This window comes from Salicibibacter cibarius, assembly GCF_016495725.1.
GTDB lineage: Bacteria > Bacillota > Bacilli > Bacillales > Marinococcaceae > Salicibibacter > Salicibibacter cibarius.
Genome location: NZ_CP054705.1, coordinates 4,120,294 through 4,145,536 on the forward strand (window position 1 = coordinate 4,120,294; position 25,243 = coordinate 4,145,536).

A 25,243-nucleotide genomic window follows, 5' to 3' on the forward strand; every position below is an offset into this window, starting at 1 on the left:
TGTCCTAAACCCCCAGTCTCATTTATCGATCAACAACATCAACTGACGAATTATAGGGATCGATGCGATGCGAATTAGTTGATATCAGATGTTGTATTCCCTTATGACTCGGGTTTTTTAACCTTTTTTATATGAAAAACAAGTTCCTTACTATAATTAAATATTATGCTTGCAACGTGCGCAAAGTGTGGCTTCGAGGTGATTAGTCAATGGTGGTTTTGAACCTACGTGCTCAGGAGACCATGACTGTTACTTCACAGCGTGAATTGGAGTTCCAATCGCAATTTCAGCTGCTTCCATGGCAGCTTCACTCATTGTTGGATGAGCATGTATCGTTAAAGCTATATCCTCAGCGGTCATGCCAACTTCAATTGCAAAACCGAGTTCAGCAATCATCTCTGATGCACTCGGTCCAACAATTTGCGCTCCGAGTACCAAATCGTCTTCTTTTCTTGTGACTAATTTCAAAAATCCATCTGATTCATTTAATGAAAGCGCACGACCATTAGCAGCCATGGAAAAATTGGAAATATTCACATCAAATCCATCTTCTTTTGCCTCTTTTTCGGTATAACCAACTGAAGCCAGCTCGGGGTCTGAAAAGACAATTGATGGAATAGCTATGTAATCCAATTTTGCTGGCTCACCGTTGATTGCTTCGGCAGCCACCTTTCCTTCATAAGAGGCTTTGTGCGCAAGTGCAGGACCAGCAATCACGTCTCCGATTGCATATAGATGATCAATACTGGTTTTGCACTGGTCATCAACCTTGATTAACCCTTTATCGTCGAGCTCAACACCAGTTTGTTCCAAACCGATTTTATCTGTATTTGGTTTTCGCCCGGCGGTTACGAGTACATAGTTGGAATTGAATGTTTTTGTATCCCCATTAATTTCAGCGGTGACGATTATTCTCTCTTCTTGCTCTTCGACGCTCTGTATAGATGCATGAGTTAAAACTTCGACATTTCTTTTTTTCTTAAGACCAGTTGAAACAGGTGCGCTAAGCTGTTTTTCAAAACCAAGTAAAATTTGCTTTTCACTTTCTAAAATAACAACTTCCGTACCAAAATTAGCATAAGCAGTTCCAAGTTCAATGCCAATATACCCTCCTCCGATGACGACTAATCTCTTCGGAATTTCATTCAATGCTAAAGCTTCAGTTGAAGAGATCACCCGCTCACTCCATTTGACATTAGGAAGTTCATTCGGTCTTGAACCAGTTGCTATAATACAATTATTAAATTTGTATGTTTGTGTTGTATATTCGTCTTTTGTCACACGCACTGTTTTATCATCGGAAAAATACGCCTCGCCTTTGATTACCTCTACCTTATTACCTTTCATCAGACTTTCAACACCGCCAGTGAGTTTTTTTACAACCGATTGCTTCCATTCCTGCACTTTGCTAAAGTCAACGTTCACATTATCGGCAATTATGCCAATATCATTGGAATTCTTCATTTGATTAGCCTGATGACCGGCATGAATTAATGCTTTGGAAGGAATACAACCGACATTCAGACAAACACCACCCAACGATTTTTCTTTTTCAACGATCGTTACTTTTTGACCTAGTTGCGCAGCGCGAATTGCCGCAACATAACCTCCGGGACCTGAACCAACGATGAGTGTGTCAATTTCTTCTAGAAAATCGCCTACAACCATTTCTTTACGCCCCCAAATTTATCCATCAATTTTTTATTTGTATTCAATTTAAATTTGCTTTTTTTATAAAATCTTCTTTATACTAGTAGCTTTCTTTACTTATATAGACAACTGAATAATGACGTTTGACAAAAAGGCTTCATTGACGTTGACAACGAGATAAAGGATAGAAATATTACCGTTTATCGAATAAAAATCGTATACGGTTCACTTAATTCAGACTGTCTAATCGTTAATTTTAACGGGTCCATTTTTGTTATTATGAACATTAGAAACTGAACTTTATCATTGAAATTACACCACGTATCTAAAATTCCATCACCTTTTCAATCGCTGCATGGATTCTTGGCGCAGTTGGCAACCAGTCATCTTCAACTGAGGGCACTGGATACGGTGTGTCATAACCGGTAACACGTAAAATCGGGGAGGCTAGCGAGAATAGGGAATATTCGCTCACCAGTGAAGCAACTTCCCCTCCGACACCTGCGCTTTTCACCGCTTCATGAACAATGATCAGTCGTCCTGTTTTTTCAACAGATTGAACAATAGTTTCAAGATCAATCGGTTGAACGGTACGAAGGTCTATGACTTCGACAGAAATGTTTCTTGGTTCCGCTTCTTCTGCAACTTTTTGAGCGAGCGGCACCGTAGCCCCCCACGTCACAATTGTGACATCTTCACCATCTTTCACAACTTTTGCTTCTCCAATCGGCACTTCATATACTTCGTCTGGTACTTCTAATTTAAAGGCACGATATAGCTTCATCGGCTCCAAAAATAACACTGGGTCATTGTCGCGAATCGCCGAAATCAACAGACCTTTCGCATCATATGCGTTTGATGGCATGATGACTTTCAAACCCGGTGTATGTGCGAACAACGCTTCTAAACTGTCTGAATGTAGTTCAGGCGTTCTTACCCCACCTCCATATGGACTGCGAATAACGATTGGAGAGGTGAATCGACCCGCAGAACGGAATCGAACACGCGCTGCTTGAGCGGAAATCTGATCCATCGTTTCATAAATAAAACCGAGGAACTGAATTTCAGCAATCGGACGAAAACTATTCACAGCAAGTCCGATTGATGTGCCAACGATGGCAGATTCAGCCAACGGAGTATCCATAACGCGTTCTTCTCCAAAGCGGCCTTGAAGGCCTTCTGTAGCTCTGAACACTCCACCGTTTTTCCCTACATCTTGTCCTAGGATAACGACACGTTCATCTCGCTCCATTTCTTGTGCCATTGCTTGATTTATCGCTTGAATCATCGTCATCTCTGCCATGATTATCGCCCCTCCTTTATCGTAAGAAATTGGCGAGATTCTTCTTGTTGTTCAAGAAGAAGTTTATGTGGTTTATCGTAAACATAATCAAATGCTTTATCCACTGTTACTCGATCCGTAGACTCCGCTTCTGCGACAGCTTTTTCAATTTCTTCGTTGACTATTCCTTTCATTTTCTCCTGCTTATCTTCATCCATCAATCCACGTTTATTAAGGAAGGTACGGAAACGATCAATCGGATCTTTTTTAGCCCATTCGTTCACTTCATCGTTATTTCGATATTTGGTCGGATCATCAGCTGTAGTATGTGGACCTTGACGATAAGTCACTGCCTCGATTAATGTAGGTCCCTCGCCGTTTCTTGCAGATTCAAGAGCTTCTTTCATCACATGATAAACAGCTAAAACATCATTTCCATCAACTCGTACTCCTTTGACCCCATAGGCGATTGCTTTTTGGGCAATCGTTTGACTGGCTGTTTGTTGGTGAAGCGGAACACTGATTGCCCAATGGTTATTTTGACAGAAAAAAACAGATGGTACTTTGAATACCGAAGCGATATTAAGTGCTTCATGAAAATCCCCTTCGGAAGTTGCCCCGTCACCAAAATATGAAACGGAAACGTCATTTTCACCTTTTAATTTTGAGGCAAGTGCACAACCTGCTGCATGCAATGTTTGACCTGCGATAATGATCTGTATTGGGAATATATTCAATTTATCTGGTGATTGACCCCCATACATGTGACCCTTTGCATAAAGAATCGATTGTTGCATTGGTAGCCCATGCACCATTGTAGCTGCTATCTCACGGTAACTTGAGAAAATCCAATCATCTTTTTCCATAGCATAAGTACTGCCAACTTGTGAAGCCTCCTGACCACTGAACGGAGCATAAGTTCCAATCCTTCCTTGTCGTTGCATTCTTACCATTTTTTCATCAAAAAGACGTGTTTTTAGCATCCAATTGTATATCTCTAGAAGTTGACTATCATTTAGATCAATATTGTCGTGTAATAAACTACCATATTGATCCATAAACTGAACCATTTCGTGATTAAGATTCTTTTCATCATACATGGTCATAACCCCTTTTCGACTGAATTAATTGAATAAAATTAACTTACGTCTAAGAGTAATAGTTCCGGGTGTTCGAGTATCCTTTTGATAGTTTGCATAAACCTTCCTGATGGTTCTCCGTCAATAACACGATGATCGAAAGTGATGGAGATACCCATCATCTTACGAATAACAATTTCATCCTCGACGACAACCGGACGTTTTTTAATCGTATGCGCACCAAAAATTGCAACTTCAGGATAATTAATAATCGGTGTTGCAAACCATCCGCCTTCAATTCCTGTGCTTGTGATCGTAAATGTTCCGTCTTGTATATCGATAGGATTTAATTTTTGTTCATGTGCTTTTTGCACAAGTTCTTTTATTTCAACAGCAATGTTAAATAATGATTTTTTATCAGCATCTTTGATGACAGGAACAACCAATCCTTGCTTTGTAGCAGTTGCAATTCCAATGTTATAGCGTTTTTTCAGAACTATTTCTTCTTTTTCTTCATCGTACGAAGCGTTGAAATAAGAATGCTCTTTTAATGCCGTCGTCATTGCTTTAATAATAAATGGCAAATAGGTTAGTTTAATTTCTGAGTAGATCTGTTGATTAAGCTTTTTTCTTAAACCAACTAGCTCTGTGACGTCAACTTCATCCATTCCAGATACATGCGGTGCGGTATATTTTGATTGCACCATTTTTTCTGCAATTTTCTTCCGTAAGCCACGAACCGGAATTCGCTCATCCTCCTGATTGGTTTTACTTTCATCTGTTCCAATTTGTTTCTGATTTTCAAAGTTTTCGAGGTCCTCCATTATAATTCGACCGCCTTTTGCTGATCCGGTAACCTCAGTTATGTTGATGCCAAGTTCACGAGCACGCTTGCGGACGACAGGAGCTGCAATGACGCGTCCGGGCATTGGTTTTGGTACGACTCCATTATGTTCTTTACCTTGCTGAGATGTTGTCTTTTGATCCTTTTCACTTGTTTGTTTATTTTTGCTGCCATCAGCTTTCTTTTTATCTTCCTGATCTAGTGTAATTAGCGTGTTTCCTACTGTTACGACGTCTCCTTCATCACCTGCTAGAGCCAATATTCTTCCTCCTACCGGTGATGTCATCTCAACAACAGCCTTATCGGTTTGAACTTCGGCTATGATTTCATCGGCACGTATTGTATCCCCAACATCAACAAACCAGCGAACAATTTCTGCCTCATGCAAGCCTTCTCCAATGTCAGGTAACTTAAATTCGTAAGACATAAGTACCCTCCTATTTTAGTCAATAATGTTAACTATATAAATTTCATTCACAATTTTAATTGAATATTTTACCTGGATTGAGTATATTTTTAGAATCAATTGCATGTTTAATGACTTTCATTAAGTGATACGCCGATCCTTGTTCTTCTTGCAAATAATCAATTTTACCTATCCCAATTCCATGTTCACCCGTACAGGTCCCTCCATTTTTAATGGCAAAACGAACAATATCATGATTAATCTTTTCTGCTCTTTCAATTTCTTCTTGACTTTGAGGATCGACCATAAAAACGACATGATAATTCCCATCACCAACATGACCGAAGATGGCTCCTTCAATACCATTATCAGATATGGTTTTACGAGCGTTTTCGATCGCTTCAGGTAAAACTGAAATAGGCACGCATACATCTGTTGACATTGGTTTTTGTCCAGGATATTTAGCCTGGATAGCAAAAACCGCTTGATGTCTGGCTTCCCAAAGCTCAGTCCTCTTTAGTGGATCACTCTCAAAAACGAAGTCGATGCAATCAAAATCTTCAATAAGACTTTTTCCGAGAGCCACATCTTTCTCTATCCAATGTTCCATTCCGCTAAATTCCAAAAATAGTGTTGGTTTTTCTGCAAAATTCGTATCCCTATATGCATTTACCGCAGTAATTGTATGTTCATCTACTAATTCAATACGGCCAATAGACAAACCTGCACTTATAATATTTACAGCTGTCTCACTTGCCTGTTCAACAGTCGAAAAAACAGCTTTTGCAGAAACAGTCTTTTCAGGAATACCATACAATTTAAGTATAATTTCTGTAAAAACACCTAACGTTCCCTCAGAACCGATAAATAGATTAGTCAGATGGTACCCAGCAGATGATTTAGCCGATATACCACCAGTCTTCATTAACGAACCATCTGCTAAAACGACTTCTAATCCCAAAACTTGATTGTTCATTGTGCCATATCGAACGGCATTGGTCCCACTTGCATTCGTTGCCACCATCCCCCCTATAGAAGCATTAGCCCCAGGATCAACGGGGAAAAACAGACCATATGATTTTAACTTTCGATTTAGTTGTTCCCGAGTTACTCCTGGTTGAACTTTCACGCTAAATTCTTGTGGCCGAATATCAACAATCTTGTCCATCAAAGTCATATCCAAGCTAATACCTCCATGAATAGGGATAACGTGTCCCTCGACGCTGCTCCCTACTCCAAATGGTACAATAGGTACGTTATGTTGATAAGCAAATGTAATAACCTGATGAACCTCATTTTTATCTTTTGGATAAACGACAACTTCAGGAGGATAGGGGCTGTGATAGGTCAAATCTTGACTATGCTGTTCAATGATGGTTTCATTATTGGTAACACGTTCAGCATCTGAAATGATTTTTCGTAATTCAGCCATTAACTCCACGTACACTCACTCCCCTTGTTCATTTAAGTAGCTTACTTTGTTTAATCATTTTTCAAAGTTCAAATTCAATGGGGCCGTGACCCCCTTATCCTTTACACTTGAATTTCAGCACTACTGCTTGGTCCTGGTATGAAATTAGCCGGGATTTTCGATCATGAATATCTTGATCCCTATCCTTCCACTCCTCAGTGTTGTCCATATCATGAAAAACATTATGTTAAATTATTCGGTTATAAAGCTGCCCTACATTTTCAATCTCTATAGTGATTTCATCTCCATCTTTTAGCCAAACTCGACTATCTTCCGGATAACCTGCTATAACACCCGCCGGAGTTCCGGTAAGAATCACATCTCCTGGATAAAGAGTCATGTATTCAGAAATATAACTGACAATTTCACTACAATTAAAAACCATATCCGATGTATTGGAGTCTTGTCTTACTTCACCGTTAACAATGGAACGTATCGATAACCGATTTGGGTTTTCAATTTCATCATGACTTACTAAATATGGACCCAAAGGGGTAAAAGCATCACAAGTTTTCCCCAGCAACCACTGAGAACTTCTAAATTGTAAATCCCGGGCTGATAAATCATTGGAAACACTAAAACCAAAAACATAGGACAGTGCTTCTTCCTTTTTTATATTTTTAGCTTGCTTTCCCATTATAATAGCTAATTCTGCCTCATAGTCCACTTGGGTTGAATTAGCAGGAAGTTTAATTTTATTCTTATGTCCACTAAGAGTGTTATTAAATTTACTAAATAATAATGGTTCCTTAGGTACAGACATATTAGATTCTTGTGCGTGCTTTTTATAATTTAGACCAACACAGATAATTTTCTCAGGGTTAGTAACAGAGGGGCCATAAGAAAGCAAGGCTTCTGAATAAAATGATTGGATATTCTTCTCTAACGCTTGATCTACTAAGCTCATTAACGCTTGTTGTCCAATCTCCCTATTCATTAATAATTCATCAATAGAAAGAGGGATATCTGATTTATTCGTAATCATAAGTTCGTTTGCAGCGGCTTCAACGTCTAAAATCCCTATCTCCGTTTTCACACCTAACATTATTCGGTCATTTTTATAAAAATTTACAGTTTTCATTTTACCTCCATTTGAATGTAATAGGATATTTTTTATAATAATTCTTAATTCAGTCATTTTTATAGATACCTAGATCCTTGCCTATCATTCTTACACCACCCCCTGCCGAATGACCGCCATCAATTACTAGCTCAGAACCAGTTATATATGATGAGTCATCTGAGGCTAAAAATACAATAGGTTTAGTTACCTCATCAGGTTCACCTTCTCGATTTAGTGCATTTATTTTATTAAATTTCTCAACCATTTCCCGGTCTTGTTTAGTAAGTGGTGTCCATATGAAACCAGGATGAATTGAATTTACTCTTATCCCCCAATCCCCAAATTCCATTGCGGCCGCTTTGGTCATTCCGCGAACCGCCCATTTACTGGCAGTATAAGGTGATGAGTAATAACCTGTTAGTCCCGCAATGGAGGATATGTTAATTAAGGAACTTTTCTTTGATTTTTTCATCAAGGGTACTGAATGTTTCATTCCTAAAAATGTCCCTGTCTGGTTAATGGCAATCACTTTATTCCAAGCCTCAACAGTACAGTCTACAAATCTAGCACGATGACTTATACCTGCATTATTAACGAGAATATCTAATTTCCCAAATTGTTCACGTATTATGTAAAGTGCATCAATCCAATCCATTTCGTGGCTAACATCCATTTTAATCGGTACAACTTTAATGTTATAACGTTGCTCAATTTTTTCTCTGGTCTCATGCAACTCATCCTCAAGCTTGTCGGCAATAACGATACCATCAACACCCTCGTCTGCAAATCTCCAACACGTAGCTGCACCTATTCCTCTGGCCCCTCCAGTAACAAAGGCTATTTTCCCCTGTAATTTCTTTCCCATTTTAGTCACCTCCAGACTCACTTCATTAATTTTAACAATTATTACTAAAAAGGGTATCTAGAGAGTTGCTAAAGAATAGTTGATATCGCGACGCTATCTAGTAATACAAATTTACTTAAAATGCGGTTTCCTTCTTTCAAAAAATGCAGTTACGCCTTCTTTATAATCGTCGGTTCTAACAACTTGTTCAATCAATTGTAATGTTTGTGCAACTGCCTCATCGTGTGTATGATATAAAGAGTTCCTTGCACCTCTCTTAATTGCTTTAAGAGCTTCACGAGGTTTCTCCGTAATTTCCTCAGCGATACGGATAGCAAATGACAGTGTTTCATCTTCAGGTACGATATGATTTGCAAGTCCCATTTTTTCTGCCGTTTGTGCATTGATCTTATTTCCTAAGTACATCATTTCTAAACTTTTGGAAAGACCGATTATTTTAGGCAATCGAAAAATACCGCCACTTCCCGGAAAAGCTCCAAGTTTAATTTCTGGTAAACTAAACTTCACTTGCTCAGAGACAATGCGAAGATCACAAGTTAAAGATAATTCACAGCCGCCCCCATACGCCAAACCTTCAATCGCCGCAATCGTAGGCTTTGACAAAGATTCAATTTGAGAAAAAACTTGGTTTTCCATGCCTAGTTTTTTTCCAACAATATCATCTGAAACCGTTTCAAACTCTGTAATATCTGATCCAGCACTAAAGGCTTTCGTTTCAGATGATCCAGTAATGATCACAACACGTATATCTTCATTTTCTTCAATCTCATCAAGTTCTTCTTGTAATTGTTTAGTTAACTCCAATGTAACCAGATTTAAAGGCGGGTTATTTAAAGCTAAAACTGCAATATGATCTTTACACTCAACTTTGATCAATGGATTATGAGTATCCATATACTGATTTTCTCCTTTCCCTATCCCAGAAATATGAATGCTGATAAGAGGGGGATCAAACACCTTACCCCTCGTATATCATTTATCGGTTTTTTGCTTTATACCATCAATGCTCCACCAGTAACGTGAACACACTCACCAGTGATAAATTCCGCATCTTTCGATACCAAAAATGATACGGTATTTGCAATATCCTCTGGTTTAGCACTTCGTCCTAAAGGAATTTGTTTTAAACGTTCTTCTTTCGCTTGTCCTTTTTTTAAGCCTTTCAATTTAGACATTTGAGCATCTCCTAAGTCCCAAAGATCTGTTTCAACGACACTAGGAGCCACGGAATTCACACGTATTTCAGAAGGAGCTAATGCCTTTGCAAATGATTTGGTCAAATCAATAATTCCCGCTTTGGAAGCAGAATAATGCGCGGTAAGCGGATGACCTTCTCTACCATAAACAGAAGCCATATTTACAATTGAACCTTTTCCTGTTTTTTTCATTATTTTACCAGCCATTTGCATGCCAAAAAATGAACCGCGTAAATGAATATTTAACATTAAGTCCCATTCATCCGGAGTAATATCAAAAATATTTTTCGCTTGAGTTATGCCTGCATTATTGATCATTATTTCTAATGGCCTATCAAACGCAGTAAGTGCCTTTTCTCCTAATTGATTCATTTCATCATAATTGCAAACATCTACTTTATGAGCGACTGCCTTACTACCAATTTCGTAAATTTCTGTAACTGTTTTTTCTGCAAGTTCAAGATCTATATCCGATACAACAATATTTGCTCCTTCTTGTGCTAACTTTAATGCGATCGCTCGTCCAATGCCACGTCCTGCTCCTGTGATAGCAGCAATTTGATCTTTTAATTTCAATTGATAGCTCCTTTCTTTTCACACCTTATAATCCAGCCTCAGTAATTACTTTTCGTATTTTTTCCCGTTCTCCATCTGATATAGGTTGAAAAGGAGGTCTAATATATGCAGCATCAATCCTTCCTAACAACGCATTTGCCACTTTCATTCTATTATGCATATCAAGGAAAGGTTCTGAATAAAACATCTCATTTAAAGGATATAATTTATCAGCGACCCTACGGGCTTCAGTCAAGTTTTCACGTTTGACTGCTTCAAAGATTTCGATTTGCAAATCGGCAATAACACTTCCACATCCAGATAGAATACCATCTGCACCAATACATAATGAAGGTAATAACGACTTGCTATAACTAGATAGAACAGATATATATTTATCCAACGCTTTAAGTTCTCGATAATTTCTCTCATATACGGCAATATTATTCGAAAACTCTTTAACAGCAATAACGTTATCAATGTCATTACAAATTTTGATTAAACTTTCAGTGTTAATATGAAGACCATTATTAAATGGGTAAACAAAAGCAATCATGGGAAGATCAGTTGCATCTGCAATTGTGGCATAATGATTAAAAAACATCTCGGGTTTTTGTTGTGACCCAAATTCAAAAACTCCCGAAGGAAAAATCAATAAACAATCGGCCCCTTCCTTTTCTGCCATATTTGCAATTTCTGTTGCTTTTTGAGAACCGTCTTCGTAAACGCCAGCAATAATAGGAGTCTTACCATTAGCCTCCTCCAGAGCAATGGCTAAACTTCGTTGTTGTTCATCTAATGTGAGGGAAGCCACTTCAGAAGCATGACCATTTATGGTAATTGCAGTTACACCCTCTGTCTCAATTAAATAGCGTAGATGACGCCTATAATTTTCCTCGTCAATATTTAAGTCAGCATCAAAAGGCATCAAATTAGCAGGAATAACTCCTTGCAACGTCAATTCAGATTTCAATTAAATTCATCCTTTCAATGTTATCATTCACTCCATGGGGAGTGTTCCTTTAGACCTAAGGGATCTGGAATAAATAATCGATTATCCATCTCCTTTAGAGATTCACTTACATGGGGGCGAAATTCCATCTTATTTAGAACATCATTTTCCAAGCTAATCCCAGGGGCAATTTCAATTAAGGTTAATCCTTCATCTGTTAAGGTAAAGACAGCACGCTCAGTTACGTAGTATACTTTTTGATTTTTAATTAAAGCCTGTTTTCCATTAAAAGTCATATGACCAAGGGCATTTACAAATTTAATATGGCGTCCATCTTGAACAATATTAAGTTTTCCATCCTCAATTTTTATATCTAATCCACTTGCAGTGAAAGAACCACAAAATACAATTTTTTTTGTTGAATGAACAATATCTATAAAACCACCTAAATTATACTTTCCGTTAATAAAACTAACATTGACACTTCCTTCACGATTGACCTCAGCAGAACCCAAAAATGTAGCATCCAAGCGTCCTGCATTATAGAAATCAAAAATTGTATGCGAATCCATGATAGCCATCATGTTCACACCCATCCCAAAGGAAGATTTAGTATTTGGGACTCCTCCAACAGGACCATGTTCTACGTTAAAAGTAACATCGTCCGATATCCCTTCCTCCATCGCAATAAGAGGTACTTCAGCACTCAACCCAAATCCACAATTCACTAATTGTCCGGGAGACAACTCCATTGCCGCTCTTCGAACAATCACTTTTCTATAATCAAAAGGAGTATCCCCAGCACGATCTACTGGTATTTTAATGTCACCTGTCCACGCTGGATTATAAGGTTGAGCATTCATTTGATCTGAGTCAACTACAATATAATCAACAAATATACTAGGGACAGCCACTTCTTTTGGATGCATTGAGCCCCGTTTGGCTATTTGTTCAACTTGAGCAATTACGGTTCCCCCTCGATTTTTTGCAGCCATTGCTTGATGTAGCAACCCAAGTGAACTTGGCTCTTGTTCTATCGATAAGTTACCGTTCTCATCAGCCGTTGTAGCTCGAATAAGAGCAACATCAATCTCAAGAGATTTATAAAATATATATTCTTTTCCTTCTATCTCCATCACAGAAGAAATTTCACCCTTCGTTCGCGCGGTCAATTTATGTCCACCAACACGGGGATCGACGAAGGTGTCAATGCCAACAGGGGTTAAAACGCCAGGTTGTCCAGCTGCAGTAGTTCTCACCATATTAAAAAGTGCGCCGTATGGTATTAAATAAGCCTCGATTGAATTTTTATTAATTAATTCATTGAGTTTCTCAACTTTCAGAGTATAATAACTTCCCGCATATATTCTCTTAACCATTTCTTCGTGAGCCAGGCGATCTATACCTGTACCTTTACGTTGGGCTCCTGGGATAACATTATAGACAACATTTAAACCTTTTGGCTCGCCAGTCTCAATATATTTTGTTTCCAATTCTGCTAACAATCGATCCGGAAGTAACACTTCACCTGCACCAGAAATGATTATTGTTTGTCCTGATTCAACAAATTTGATGGCGTCTTCAAAAGTTACAATTTTCGCCAATAATATACCCCCAATCTATGAAGCTATTCCTTAATAAATTTTAAAATGTGCTGTCCAGCTGTACATATTTCATTATTTTGATTATATATTTCAATTTCAGCGATTGATTTTAAATTTTCATGATCAATTTCAGCAATTGTATAATGAACAGTTACCGTATCTCCAATAAAAATTGGTTGAATAAACCGTATACGGTCATACCCGTAGGAAACCGCGCCCATACCTTTTGTATCCACTTTTTCAAAAAACAGTGACGAAGTAGTTGAAGCAAAACCGATTGATAGTACGCCATGTGCAATTCTTTTTTTGTAAGGTGTCTTATTCATGTATTCCTCATTAACATGATTTGGTGCAAAATCGCCTGTAATACCTGCAAACATATAAACATCTGTTTCCCCGACTGTTTTACTAAACGTAACTTTATCCCCAATTTCTATAGGAACCCTTTCCTTGCTCTCCATACTCTATACTCCCTTCCAAAAATACATAAAAACCATTATTGATAATTTTTTAGTCTGTTACGAGCAATAATCATACGTTGAATTTGGTTTGTGCCTTCATATATTTGTGTGATTTTAGAATCGCGATACATACGCTCAACAGGGTAATCTTTCGTATACCCAAAACCCCCATGAATTTGCACTGCATTTGTTGTAACTTCTTCAGCTACATCTGATGCATACAATTTAGCAATTGCAGCTTCTCTTGTATACGGTAAGCCTTGATCTTTTAAATAGCATGCCTGATAAATTAATAACCGAGCAGCTTCAATTTTTGATTCTGCATCAGCAAGCATAAATTGAATACCTTGGAAATTACTAATTGTTTGTCCAAAGGCTTCACGTTGTACCGCATATTTAGTAGCTTGTTCTAAAGCGCCTTGTGCAATCCCTAACGCTAACGAAGCAATTCCAATCCTCCCATTATCAAATGATTTCATTGCATATTTGAATCCTTCACCTTCATTACCAATTAAATTTTCCGCCGGCACTTCACAATCTTCATAGATAATTTCCGACGTGCCGATCCCGCGAACACCCATTAATTTTTCCTTTTTACCAATCTTTAACCCTGAGCGACTCCTCTCTACTATAATAGCCGACATTCCTTTATGTCCTGATTGATCATTCGTCCGGGCTATTGCAAGATAAAATTCAGCTAACTCTCCAAATGTCACAAATATCTTGTTACCATTAATGATAAATTTATCATCTTTAGGAACAGCTTTAGTCTGAATAGCAGAAACATCCGACCCACCACTAGGTTCAGTGGCCGTAAACGCCATTATCGTTTCGCCTTTCCCTACAGACTCCACGTATTTATTTTTCTGAACTTCAGAAGCAAAATTGGCCATAAAGTCTTGTCCAATTTTGTTTCCAGCTACAGCGTTACCCATCGAAGCTGAGCATTTGGAGATTTCTTCTATCATGATACTATAACTAACGTGGTCAGCAGCCATTCCTCCATATTCTTTAGGAAGTGTCAACGATAAAAACCCTAATTCCCCCATCTGCTTCCATATATCTTTAGGGAATTTCTCAGTTTCATCAATGTCAGATGCACGTTCCGCAATTACCTCTTGTGCGAATTCACGTACAGTTTTACGAATCATTTCTTGTTCCTCTGTCAGATTAAATTGCATTTTTTAATCTCCTTTCGTTATAGTCCAAAGTTAGAGTATTACCTAGTAAATAGGACAATCAATCCTTTATTTATTGCTTGTGGGTAAAAACCACATTTTTTTGTTGTAACTCTTTTATTTCTTTATTAGAGTAACCGTTTTCTTCTAAAATCTGACCAGTATGCTCCCCTAATCGAGGTGGATATTGGCGAACCGCCGGAGACTCACCATTATAATTGATGGGGTGATTCAGTATCTTAATTTCACCGGCATCAGGATGTTCGATTTCTTCGATCACCTTGTTCCATTTAATCTGGGGATCATTTTCCACCTGTTTATAATCATTCACCGGCGCATACCAAATACCATTTTCCGAAAAAACTTTCATCCAATCATCAGTCGTTTTTTTCTTTAATTCCTGAACAATAATTTGATTTATTTTTTCACGATAGGTTGATTGATCGTTTTGAGAGTATGGTTTTAGAGCATCGTTATTGAAAACTTTTGTCAACTTATCTATTGGCGTAAAGGATAGTGCTAGCCAACCATCTAACGTTCCGTAAACACCGTAAGGGGCTGGGTGGAACTGAGTTGCTAAATTGGTTTTAGTACGTTCCCATAGTGAACCTTTATTTAAATAGTAAGTAAATGGTTCAATTTGGAGATCAATAGCAGAATTTAATAAATTAACATCTACTTTTTTGCCTTCTCCTGTTCTCTCTCTCTCGACCAAAGCCGCAACGACACCAAATGCCGCTAAAACAGCCGAATGTTGATCAACTATAGCTGTTCCAACAGGTGTTGGGGGTGATTTATGATCTCCTGTAAGGAAAGTTAAACCACCCAAAGCTTGAAGCAATAAATCCTGACCAGGTCGATCTTTATAAGGGCCATCTGATCCATATCCTGTACAAGAACAATAAATCAATTTTGAATTCTTTTGTTTTAATGTTTTATAGCTAAAACCCAGTTTATCCATCACACCAGGTCTATAATTTTCTATCAAAACATCAGCATCCTGGATAAGCCTATAACAAATCTCTTTCCCTTCATCCGTTTGAAGATCAATGGATAAACTTCTTTGGTTACGATTGCCAAGTAAATGGAAAAAGCTAACTCCGTTTTTATAAGTATCAGCCCCCGCCCAGTGCCGTTCGAAGGAACCTTTGGGAGGTTCAATCTTAATTACGTCAGCACCTACATCTGCTAACATCTGAACAGCTGCTGGCCCTTGCAAAAAATGTGTGAAGCTTAAAACCTTTACACCATTAAGCATATTATTACCCCCATTTTCTTAAAGATGTATCCCTATTTAAACTTTTGAAAATTCATATACACTTCCCATAAAACTTTCTGGAATTGTCAAAGCGTATTATAAATTTGTATTTTCGATTTCTTCTTGAATTGCATCATACCACTCTTGACCATTTGGTGTATTTTCAATTATATCCTCTGTAACATCTTGTGTAGCTTCTTGAAATTCTGTTAAATTAGGCTCTATAATTTGTGTACCTTCTTCTTCCATTTCTTCCAATGATTCTTCAAATGATTGATAATAAAAATCTACACCTAATTCTATCCCTTGTTCTGCAGATTCGGTAATAATCTCCTGTTGTTCTGGTGTTAAGCCATCATAGACTGTTTTTGACATAACTAACAAAAGAGGCTGTTGGTGTACCCGTGTAATATTGTAATAATCGGCAATATCAACAAATCTATCATCAATAAATTGTTCTGGAGTAACATCCCCACCATCAACAACACCTTGTTCAGCAGCCATGTATAACTCACCATAGTCAATTCCTGTCGGTTGTGCGCCCAGTGCCTCATATGTTGCAATATAAGACGGGGTTTGAAGAACGCGTAAATTTTGTGATTGCATATCTTCTAAACTTTCAATAGGCTCGCTAGCGGTAAAAATATTTCTTTCAGCTACTATCCAACCTAAATCAACAAGGCCTTGTTCCTCTAGTTCCTCAGAAATCATCTCTCCAACAACTTCTCCATTTAATACTTCCAATGTTTGCTCAGTGCTATCAAAGAGGTAAGGGATATTCATTATCTGTAATTCCGATATCATATCTTCGAGAGCAGGTAAAGCAGCGAACTGAAATGTTTGAGACCCTTGAATCAATGAGTCTAACATTGTTGTTTCTGAACCTAATTGAGAATGTGGGAATATGTTTAATGCGATTTCTCCATCGGTAGCTTCATTAATGGATTCGGCCATATGTTCAGCTGTCACTTGATATGTCGATTCTTCAACTAGAACATGTCCAAAATCCATTTCAGTTGTTTCATCCGAGACTTCATTCGTTTCTCCACTCGTTTCATTTTCTCCATTAGAACTACATCCTGCCATCCCAGTGCTAAATAAAATTGTTGTTAATAGTAGTGTGAATCTTTTCATTAAAACCCCTCCTTAAAATATTAGCTATCAAACCAAGTTTTCGGAGAAAAACCACCCCTCTCTATAAAAATTATTAAATTATTCTACTTATTATTCTGGTAATAGCCAGAGTGATATTCCCGGAAGGTAGGTAATAATTAAAATATTTACGATTAACACACCAAGAAAAATGGAAATTGGCTTAATAATTTGTTCGAATGGTATTTTTGCAATTTCACTTGCAACAAATAAATTAACGCCAATCGGAGGAGTAATCATTCCAACCGCTAAATTAACGATCATAATAATTCCAAAATGAACAGGGTCAATTCCATATTGTAAAGCAATCGGAGCTAGTATTGGTCCCAAAATAATGACTGACGTCAACGTTTCCATAAACATTCCAATGAATAGTAATAAAACATTAACAAGAAGAAGAAATACAATCGGATTTTCAGATATACCTTGAATAATTTCAGCTAATTGGTGTGGCATTTGATTTGATGTTAGGATATATGAGAAAACATTAGCAAAACCTACAATTAACAATAGAATAGCACTAATCAATGCTGAGTTAGCCAAAATATTTCCAACATCTTTTATGGTGATTTCTCGATATACAAAAAATCCAATAATAAAACCATATACTACTGCAACAACTGCTGCCTCAGTAGGAGTAAACCATCCTAGGTATATGCCACCGAGAATAAGAAATGGCATCAAAAATGCTAAAATGGAATCTAAAAAAGTTTGACCAACAGATTTTAACCACTCACTCAGGTTCAACTTTTCAGCGTTATCGTATTTTTTGACACTAGCCCATATTATGACAGTCAGTATCAATGTAATCCCAATAAAAATCCCCGGTAAAATTCCTGCTATGAATAAACTACCAATAGAGACATTTGCCACTAACCCATACATTATTAGTGATAATGACGGAGGGAGAATCGCACCAAGTTCCCCAGAACTTGCGACGGTTGCTGCTGCAAATTTTTTTGTATATCCTTTTTTTTCCATTGCAGGAATGAGCGTTTGCCCTACTGCAGCTGTCGTTGCGGATGAAGATCCAGACATAGTTGAAAAAAACATTGATGTTAGGACAGCTGCAGATGCTAACCCCCCTCTTGCCCATCCTATAAGAGCATTGGCAAAATTAATCAGTCGCTTAGAAATTCCTCCTGATTGCATTAAGAATCCAGCCAAAATAAAAAACGGAGCTGCCATTAATGTAAAAGAATCTAGACCCTGAAATAAGTACTGAGGAACCAATGATAAAGGACGATCTCCGACCCATAACGATAAAATAGATGCCAACCCTAAAGATACAGCGACGGGGACAGTTAAAACAAAAAGGATTAATAGCACAATAAATAATGTAGAAACCATTTTTACAAGTCCACCCCCTCACATATTTTCATACACATTACGTGATCTCTTTCTTATGTAGAAATGATTCGATCAATAATGTAAGTGTATTCAAAATCATAAATCCAGCCCCCACAAACATTGCAGAATAAACAAAAACCATAGGCACGTACATAACTGAAGATGATCTGGCTAAACCAGATGTCATCGCCCATTCTAATCCTATTACGAATATAAAACCGTAAAATATAAGTGAAACTAAGTGAGAAAAAACTGTAATAATTTGCTTTAATTTACCTGATACCACTGGAAGAATTGCTTTCATTGCAATCATTCTTGATTTTCGAACTGCAACTGCTCCTCCTAGAAAAACAACCCAAAACATAAGGTAACGCGCAAGTTCTGAAGTCCACGAGACCGGAATTGATGCATAGGTAATACGAACTAATACTTGGATAAAAATAGAAATTGTTATTATTCCTAATAAAATACCCGCAAAGTATTCTACAAACGTATTCACTTTATCTATTATTTTTATCAAGTTCCTCCCTCCTTTTTTTTAAAAAAACTACTTTCAATGGATCTTTACTTTTTGCGTTCATGTTTTACAAAAAACCGCTCCTCCATCTACATAAACCGGCGATCCCATCATAAATCGAGATTCATCAGATGCTAATAATAAAGCTACTTGTGCAATGTCTTCTGGTTGCCCTAACTTCTCATTTAATTGTCGCTTTTTTAAACTGTCTAATCCTTTATTGACATTACCATAAGCGTCCTCAAGATAATTCTCAATAAAAGGGGTCTGTATTGTTCCTGGTAAGATAGCATTTATCCTTATATTATATGAAGCATAATCCACTTGAGTTGATTTTGTAAGTGCTAGAACAGCACCCTTGCTTGCGGCATATGCTGCCCTTGAAGCCAAACCCATTTCTGCAATTCCGGAAGACATATTAATAATACTGCCTTCGTTTTGTTTCATCATTAATGGTATTACATATTTGGTAACTAAAAATACTCCTTTGACATTGACGTCAATCAGATTATCCCACTCATTTTCTTTGGTCTCATGTAAAGGGCCAACACAAGCTATACCTGCATTATTGAACAAAATATCGATTCTACCAAAATAATCGACTGTAGTTTCCACCATTTGTTCAACTTCTATAGATTTTGATACATCTGCTTTAATAAAAATGGCTTCGCCACCATTTGCAGATATTTTCTCAACGGTCTCCTTTCCCTTATCTTCATCAAAATCGTTGACAACTACCTTAGCACCTTCTTTCGCAAATAGAAAAGCTGAACTTTTCCCCATTCCTGAACCTGCTCCAGTAATTAATGCTATTTTTCCATTAAGTTTCAAATTTCACAATCCCCTTTCTATTTATAGTTGAAATATTAGCATGATTATTATGCATAAACAACTGTATTAAATGGGTCTTGAATTTTGTAATTTAGAGGTTATGAGTATTGCATTCAGTTTGTACCACCCTTGCAATCTTTTGTACCACCAAATGCGGAGAGATTTACCACTTATTGCGAAAGCCTTTACCAATTAACTACCTCCTGTATACTTAGTGGGCATGCCAAGCGGCATGACATTAGGAATACAGGAGGTTTTTTATGTTCCCATATCGACAGATACTGGAATTACATGACGAGGACAGGAGTTTACGAAGCATCGCAGCCATGACTCGCCATTCACGGCAAAAAGTAACGGAAGTCATACGGTTGGCTGAGAAAAGGGGGCTGAAGTGTCCATTAGATGAGGAAATGACAGATGTTTGGATCGAGGATTTTCTCTATCCGGAGAAGAAATTAGAAGCTTCTGGCCGTCAAATGATTGATTTTGATTATTTGCATGAGGAGTTGGCCAAACCACATGTCACATTGACATTGCTTCATCAGGAATATGAAAAGAAAGCCCAGGAACAAGAGAAGATCCCCTATGCCTATCGGACATTTACGGAACACTACCACGACTTTGCCCAAAAATACAAAGCGACCATGCGAATCAAGCGGAAACCAGGGGAAGTGTTAGAAGTTGATTGGGCAGGTTCTACGTTATTTATAATTGATCCCGATACAGGGGAAAAAGTGAAAGTCTATGTATTTGTGGCCGCCTTACCGTGTTCCCAGCTTTCCTATGTGGAGGGCTCTTTATCTATGGATTTAGCGTCTTGGATTAAGCTTCATCAACACACATTTGAATACATGGGAGGCACCACCCAAATCATTGTTCCCGACAATTTAAAGACAGGGGTGACCAAGCACACCTCCAAAGAGCTGGTGTTAAACAAAACGTACGAAGAAATGGTCCGCCACTATCACTCCGTGGTCATGCCGGCACGCGTGCGTTCACCTAAAGATAAACCCTCTGTGGAAAGTTCGGTAAATACGGTGTCGACGTGGATTATCGCCGCATTAAGGCATGTCCAATGTTTTACGTTGGAGGAAATGAACCAGGAGATCCAAAAAAAGCTGGAGGAATTTAATCACCGGTCCTTCACGAAAAAAGAAGGCTCTCGCTGGTCAGCGTTTATGGAGGAAGAGAAGTTCGCCCTTACCCCTCTTCCCACTAAACCCTATCAGATGTCGGAATGGCGAACCGGCAAGGTGCAGCCTGATTATCACATCTCTGTGAAAAGCATGTTTTACTCCGTGCCCTATGAATACATCGGAAAACACGTCGATGTGAAAGTCTCAGACGATGCAATCGAAGTCTATTTCAATCATATGCGGATTGCCTCACATCCAACATTATATGGGAAGTACGGCCAATATTCTACTGTGAAGGACCATATGCCAGATAACCATAAACATTACGTGGAACAAACGCCGCAAAATGCATTAGATTGGGCTGCGGAGGTTGGAGAACACACGCTTTTCGTGGTGAAGTTCCTATTAGACAGCTACGGGGTTGAAAAACAAGCGATGAAGTCCATCTTTGCCTTAAAGAAACTAGAACGCACCTACACGGCTTATGAAATCGAACGTGCGTGTAAAATGGTTCATCAAATCACGAATCGACCGACAGTGAAAAGTATTCAAACGCTCATCAAAAACAATAAAAAAACAGACGCCGAAAAAGCTTTCGCACAGCAGAAACAAACTGTCAAAAATGAGCATGCGTTTACGCGCGGGGCTTCCTATTTTGGAGGGAAAAACAAATGAACCAACAGAATATTGATAAACTAAAAACATTGAAACTATCGGGGATGGCAGAAGCCTATGAATCTCTTTTCATGAAGGCAGAAAATAAAGAGATGGATTTTGATACATTGTTCGGTATCTTAATTGATCACGAAGAATCCCGGCGGAAGAGTAATAAACTCAACCGTCTTCTCAAACAGGCAGCGTTTCCTGAATCGGCTTCAATCGAAGAGATCATGTATTATGAAGACCGGAAACTGGACAAAGATTTACTCCTTCGTTTAGCCAGTGGGAGCTATATTCTGAACGGGCGAAATATTATATTTAAAGGCGTGTCTGGAGCCGGGAAATCGTGGATGGCCGCCGCATTTGGTGTACAAGCGTGCCGACAGTTCTTCAAGGTCCAATATACACGGCTCCCTGATCTATTAGAAGAATTTAAAATTGCAAAATATCAACAGGATGATAGTTATGTCAAACTCATGAGAAAGCTCCTGAAGGTAGACCTTCTTATTCTTGACGAATGGCTGCTTCACGCTTTAACCAATGAAGAAGCCGCTCTCCTGCTTGAAATCATTAACGCACGGCGTCAGGAAAAACAATCCAACATCTTTTGTTCTCAATTCGATATTGATGGATGGTATGAAAAATTGGGGGATGGAACCCTGGCAGAAGCCATACTCGACCGAATTGTTCATGATGCCTATGATATTTTTATTGACGGGAAGGTATCGATGCGTGAACGTTTTGGCGTGCAACAACAAGAAGCAAACGATCGAGAGAACGATCTATAATCAGAAAGGGAATTTATAATGAGGGAATATATGACAATCGCAGAAACGGTCGATCTCCTACACAATTATGAGATTGAATGTGACCATATCACAGTAAGACGCTGGATAATGCAAGGGAAATTAAAAGCCATTCATGAGGATAGAATTTTTAAAGTAAAAGAACCAGATGTTTTGGACTTTTTAGTTGATCTTAGTCGTGTTGGGACAGCTTATGAAAAAGGAATTAATGATGAAACCAAAATCGTAAGACTCGAAGAAAAGGTATTAGAGTTACAAAAGGAGATTGATAAGCTGCGTTGTGAGAAAGTGAATCTTGAATTTAAATTGGGGATTATGCCGTTTTAATGACGAAAACTATTCCCCGCCCATGGGCGGGGAATAGTTTCATTATAGTAGCTCAGCCATGACATAGGTGGCTCTCTTTTATGTTATTAGTGGCTCTATAAATGGCACATCTGTCTTTAACCCATAGTGTTCAATCCATTTTTTTAGGTGTGGTAAAGGACTCCGAAATCAGTGGTACATTCCCATGCAAATGGTGGTAAAAAAGACCGCACAAGTGGTAAAAACCGTCCGCCGTACTCAGGTTATAAAATCAATTTTTATTTTTGCAGTTATATTAAAGAAAAACAGCCAATACAGAGTTTTGACTGTTTTACTGAGTAAAATTATTTATCAGGTTTCATGAAGGTTCAAAAATCAGCCTACTTTTTTTTTCTAAAACTTATAATCATCTCGTTAAATAATTTCGGTTGTTCCAACATCACATTGTGTCCAGAGTTCGTAATAACTTTCGTTTTGATTTTTGGATTAAGTGCTTCGAGTTTTTGATTTGCATCTTTTGGTATCATCTTATCTTCGGAGCCGTAAACTGCAAACATCGGTATGTTCAATGTTGAAACGATATCCTTTCCTTTCGTGTATCTATCGCATGCTTCAAGATCAGTTTTTCTTACACCTACTGCGTTTATTTTTATTTCTCCTTTTTCTTCAGCTATCAATGACGGATCAACCTGTTTTGAATAAGCTGCATAGAAAAAGGATTCAGGAAAAACCCCTTTAGACAATTTTTCTAATACCTTTGGATTAACCGGTAATTTGTAGTGACAAGCAACAAGCACTAAACCTTTTACTTTACTATTTCTTGCAGCCAGTTCAATGCCAATAAGTCCGCCCATCGAATGCCCTACAACAATTACTTCTTCATCTATTTTTTCAGCAACCCAATCCGCACAACTCTCAATCGTTGTCTTCAATTGATCTTTGTTTTCTCCATGTCCAGGTAGATCAATAAATGTAGACCGTATTTTGTTTAACGACTCCCTTTGCATGCGCCACTTTCTAGCTGTTCCTCCAGAGCCATGAATAAATAAAAATGTGGGTTTCGTTTCGTTAAACATTAGCATCCTCCTTTAATAGTTTTGGTTATCCTCCTTCCACTACCACCGACAGGATTTTTTGTCTTCAAACTGAGCCTCACGAATCGCAATAAAATTGGCCTTTCTTTGCTCAATAAAAGCACTTGTTCCTTCATATTTATCATCGGATTGGAAAGCGACCGCCTGGGCCAGTTTTTCCACTAATAGAGTGCTGTCTAGCTTGGAGTCCGATACCCGCGTCACGGTAATGGTTTATAGAGAATCAATGGGTCGGAACGATCGAATTACGATCAAAAGTCGTAGCCAGTAACCATGAATCGTGCACTCTTTTGCTTTTTGATATCGAACGATCGTTGAATAGTCTTATATTTTGTAACATGGGATGATGATACGTCTCAAATGGAGTGAAATATGATGTATAACTACATGAACCGAACTTGTTCTTGTTTTGCTAATTCATTTAATTTATTAATCGTTGCTACAGGAACTGGTATCCCTTTTTCACTTCTTAGTTTGGCTTTACTAGCCCTTCGCTCGCCAGGTATTAATATTTCATCAACTCCGGATGCTTTAGGAATTTCTTTAATTTCAGTTATCATTTGCTGAATTAATTGTTCATAAACTGAAATATCCATAAATTTATTTATGTCTATTAAAATGAAAAAATGCCCTACATTAGCTATGCCAGCATTATTATCATTAAACCCTTGAACGTGATTTCCAAAAGCAGCTCCGGTCAACAAACCAGAAATAATTTCAACAGACAACGCCAAAGCATATCCTTTCGGTCCAGCTATAGGAAGTATAGTACCTTTTAAAGCTTCCATAGGGTCAGTCGTCTGGTTTCCATTTTGGTCAACTGCCCAACCTACAGGTATTGCTTCTTTTTTTTCTTCCGCAATTCGTATTTTTGCTTTAGCAACAATACTAGAGGACATATCAATAATTATAGGAGGTTCAGATCCATTCGGAAATCCAAAAGCAATTGGGTTTGTACCAAAATATGGTTCTTTTCCTCCCCACGGAGCGATATTAGCAGGGGCATTCGTAAAAGCAATACAAATAGCCTGCTGATTGCAAGCTTGTTTACAATAATAGGAAGCAGCCCCAAAATGATTACTATTGTTAACTCCTACACCAACTATTCCTATTTCTTTCATTATATCTAAAGACGCGTCTATTGTTCGCTTCGAAACTATTGGTCCAGGACCATTATCTCCATCCGCTATAATAGTTCCTGGTGCTGTATGATCAATTTTAATAGAGGGTTTTGCATTGACTCTTCCTTCAACGAACCGTTTAAAATATATTGGCAATTTACTTACACCATGACTATCAATACCTTCAAGGTTTGCCTGAATAAGAGCGTCCGCATAAATCTTTGCGTCATCTTTAAGTAAACCAGCTTTTATAAAAATCTTCTCCGAAAAATTTCTTAATAAATCCTGTTTGAGGATCATTTGATTACTCACAATAGAAATCATTCTCCTATACTAATAATTTTGGCAAAATCTTGATGCTTTGGACGCCAATCAAAAAGAAGAGTAGGACAAAAAATGCATTGTT

Annotated in this window: 23 protein-coding genes; 3 read left to right on the plus strand and 20 right to left on the minus strand. The window is 38.0% G+C overall.

Going from position 1 to position 25,243, the window contains the following annotated elements; translation table 11 throughout:
* Positions 1-249: 249 nt before the first annotated feature.
* From lpdA to HUG15_RS20860, 18 genes are all read right to left on the minus strand, one after another.
* Positions 250-1,668, minus strand: coding sequence for a dihydrolipoyl dehydrogenase (gene lpdA / locus HUG15_RS20775; protein WP_200125425.1), 1,419 nt, complete (start codon positions 1,666-1,668; stop codon positions 250-252).
* Positions 1,669-1,975: 307 nt separating this feature from the next.
* Positions 1,976-2,953, minus strand: a complete 978-nt coding sequence (locus tag HUG15_RS20780) for an alpha-ketoacid dehydrogenase subunit beta (protein ID WP_200125426.1) — start codon at positions 2,951-2,953, stop codon at positions 1,976-1,978.
* A 2-nt stretch (positions 2,954-2,955) separates the two neighbouring features.
* Positions 2,956-4,032, minus strand: coding sequence for a pyruvate dehydrogenase (acetyl-transferring) E1 component subunit alpha (gene pdhA / locus HUG15_RS20785; protein ID WP_200125427.1), 1,077 nt, complete (start codon positions 4,030-4,032; stop codon positions 2,956-2,958).
* A 38-nt stretch (positions 4,033-4,070) separates the two neighbouring features.
* Positions 4,071-5,282, minus strand: a complete 1,212-nt coding sequence (locus tag HUG15_RS20790) for a dihydrolipoamide acetyltransferase family protein (protein ID WP_200125428.1) — start codon at positions 5,280-5,282, stop codon at positions 4,071-4,073.
* Positions 5,283-5,337: 55 nt separating this feature from the next.
* Positions 5,338-6,702: an FAD-binding oxidoreductase gene (locus HUG15_RS20795; RefSeq protein ID WP_425504021.1), complete on the minus strand. Its 1,365-nt coding sequence runs from the start codon at positions 6,700-6,702 to the stop codon at positions 5,338-5,340.
* Positions 6,703-6,919: 217 nt separating this feature from the next.
* The gene (locus HUG15_RS20800) at positions 6,920-7,813 is read right to left on the minus strand and encodes a fumarylacetoacetate hydrolase family protein (protein WP_200129089.1); all 894 of its coding nucleotides are present in this window, start codon (positions 7,811-7,813) and stop codon (positions 6,920-6,922) included.
* 49 nt (positions 7,814-7,862) lie between these two features.
* Positions 7,863-8,660 carry an SDR family NAD(P)-dependent oxidoreductase gene (locus HUG15_RS20805; protein ID WP_200125429.1) on the minus strand — a complete coding sequence of 266 codons (798 nt, stop codon included), beginning with the start codon at positions 8,658-8,660 and terminating at the stop codon, positions 7,863-7,865.
* A 111-nt stretch (positions 8,661-8,771) separates the two neighbouring features.
* On the minus strand, positions 8,772-9,554 hold the full coding sequence (locus HUG15_RS20810; protein WP_200125430.1) for an enoyl-CoA hydratase/isomerase family protein: 783 nt from the start codon (positions 9,552-9,554) through the stop codon (positions 8,772-8,774).
* A 98-nt stretch (positions 9,555-9,652) separates the two neighbouring features.
* Complete coding sequence (locus HUG15_RS20815; protein WP_200125431.1) at positions 9,653-10,432, minus strand: SDR family NAD(P)-dependent oxidoreductase; 780 nt, start codon at positions 10,430-10,432, stop codon at positions 9,653-9,655.
* 25 nt (positions 10,433-10,457) lie between these two features.
* Complete coding sequence (locus tag HUG15_RS20820) at positions 10,458-11,384, minus strand: dihydrodipicolinate synthase family protein (protein ID WP_200125432.1); 927 nt, start codon at positions 11,382-11,384, stop codon at positions 10,458-10,460.
* A gap of 23 nt (positions 11,385-11,407) precedes the next feature.
* Positions 11,408-12,967: an acyl CoA:acetate/3-ketoacid CoA transferase gene (locus HUG15_RS20825; protein WP_200125433.1), complete on the minus strand. Its 1,560-nt coding sequence runs from the start codon at positions 12,965-12,967 to the stop codon at positions 11,408-11,410.
* 23 nt (positions 12,968-12,990) lie between these two features.
* Complete coding sequence (locus HUG15_RS20830) at positions 12,991-13,428, minus strand: MaoC family dehydratase (RefSeq protein ID WP_200125435.1); 438 nt, start codon at positions 13,426-13,428, stop codon at positions 12,991-12,993.
* Between the two features lie 35 nt (positions 13,429-13,463).
* On the minus strand, positions 13,464-14,609 hold the full coding sequence (locus tag HUG15_RS20835; protein WP_200125437.1) for an acyl-CoA dehydrogenase family protein: 1,146 nt from the start codon (positions 14,607-14,609) through the stop codon (positions 13,464-13,466).
* Positions 14,610-14,679: 70 nt separating this feature from the next.
* A complete protein-coding gene (locus HUG15_RS20840) occupies positions 14,680-15,864 on the minus strand; it encodes a CaiB/BaiF CoA transferase family protein (RefSeq protein ID WP_200125439.1) in 1,185 nt (394 codons plus the stop codon).
* A gap of 96 nt (positions 15,865-15,960) precedes the next feature.
* Positions 15,961-16,998, minus strand: a complete 1,038-nt coding sequence (locus tag HUG15_RS20845) for a TRAP transporter substrate-binding protein (RefSeq protein ID WP_200125441.1) — start codon at positions 16,996-16,998, stop codon at positions 15,961-15,963.
* 90 nt (positions 16,999-17,088) lie between these two features.
* Positions 17,089-18,366, minus strand: coding sequence for a TRAP transporter large permease (locus tag HUG15_RS20850; protein ID WP_200125443.1), 1,278 nt, complete (start codon positions 18,364-18,366; stop codon positions 17,089-17,091).
* 37 nt (positions 18,367-18,403) lie between these two features.
* Positions 18,404-18,886: a TRAP transporter small permease gene (locus HUG15_RS20855; RefSeq protein ID WP_200125445.1), complete on the minus strand. Its 483-nt coding sequence runs from the start codon at positions 18,884-18,886 to the stop codon at positions 18,404-18,406.
* Between the two features lie 57 nt (positions 18,887-18,943).
* Complete coding sequence (locus HUG15_RS20860; RefSeq protein ID WP_200125447.1) at positions 18,944-19,714, minus strand: SDR family NAD(P)-dependent oxidoreductase; 771 nt, start codon at positions 19,712-19,714, stop codon at positions 18,944-18,946.
* Between the two features lie 260 nt (positions 19,715-19,974).
* Here HUG15_RS20860 and istA point away from each other — a divergent pair, with 260 nt between their 5' ends.
* Genes istA through HUG15_RS20875 form a run of 3 tightly spaced genes read left to right on the plus strand, consistent with a single transcriptional unit; the run spans position 19,975 to position 22,643 of the window.
* Positions 19,975-21,525, plus strand: a complete 1,551-nt coding sequence (gene istA / locus HUG15_RS20865; RefSeq protein WP_200125449.1) for an IS21 family transposase — start codon at positions 19,975-19,977, stop codon at positions 21,523-21,525.
* Positions 21,522-22,298, plus strand: a complete 777-nt coding sequence (gene istB, locus HUG15_RS20870) for an IS21-like element helper ATPase IstB (protein WP_200125451.1) — start codon at positions 21,522-21,524, stop codon at positions 22,296-22,298. The genes istA and istB overlap by 4 nt, the downstream gene beginning before the upstream one ends.
* A gap of 30 nt (positions 22,299-22,328) precedes the next feature.
* Entirely contained in the window at positions 22,329-22,643 is a 315-nt protein-coding gene (locus HUG15_RS20875; protein WP_200125453.1) for a hypothetical protein, read from the plus strand.
* A gap of 359 nt (positions 22,644-23,002) precedes the next feature.
* On the opposite strand, the gene HUG15_RS20880 is transcribed toward HUG15_RS20875, so the two are convergent.
* Entirely contained in the window at positions 23,003-23,698 is a 696-nt protein-coding gene (locus HUG15_RS20880) for an alpha/beta fold hydrolase (RefSeq protein ID WP_200125455.1), read from the minus strand.
* A 401-nt stretch (positions 23,699-24,099) separates the two neighbouring features.
* Positions 24,100-25,149, minus strand: coding sequence for an Ldh family oxidoreductase (locus tag HUG15_RS20885; RefSeq protein ID WP_246516425.1), 1,050 nt, complete (start codon positions 25,147-25,149; stop codon positions 24,100-24,102).
* Between the last annotated feature and the right edge of the window lie 94 nt (positions 25,150-25,243).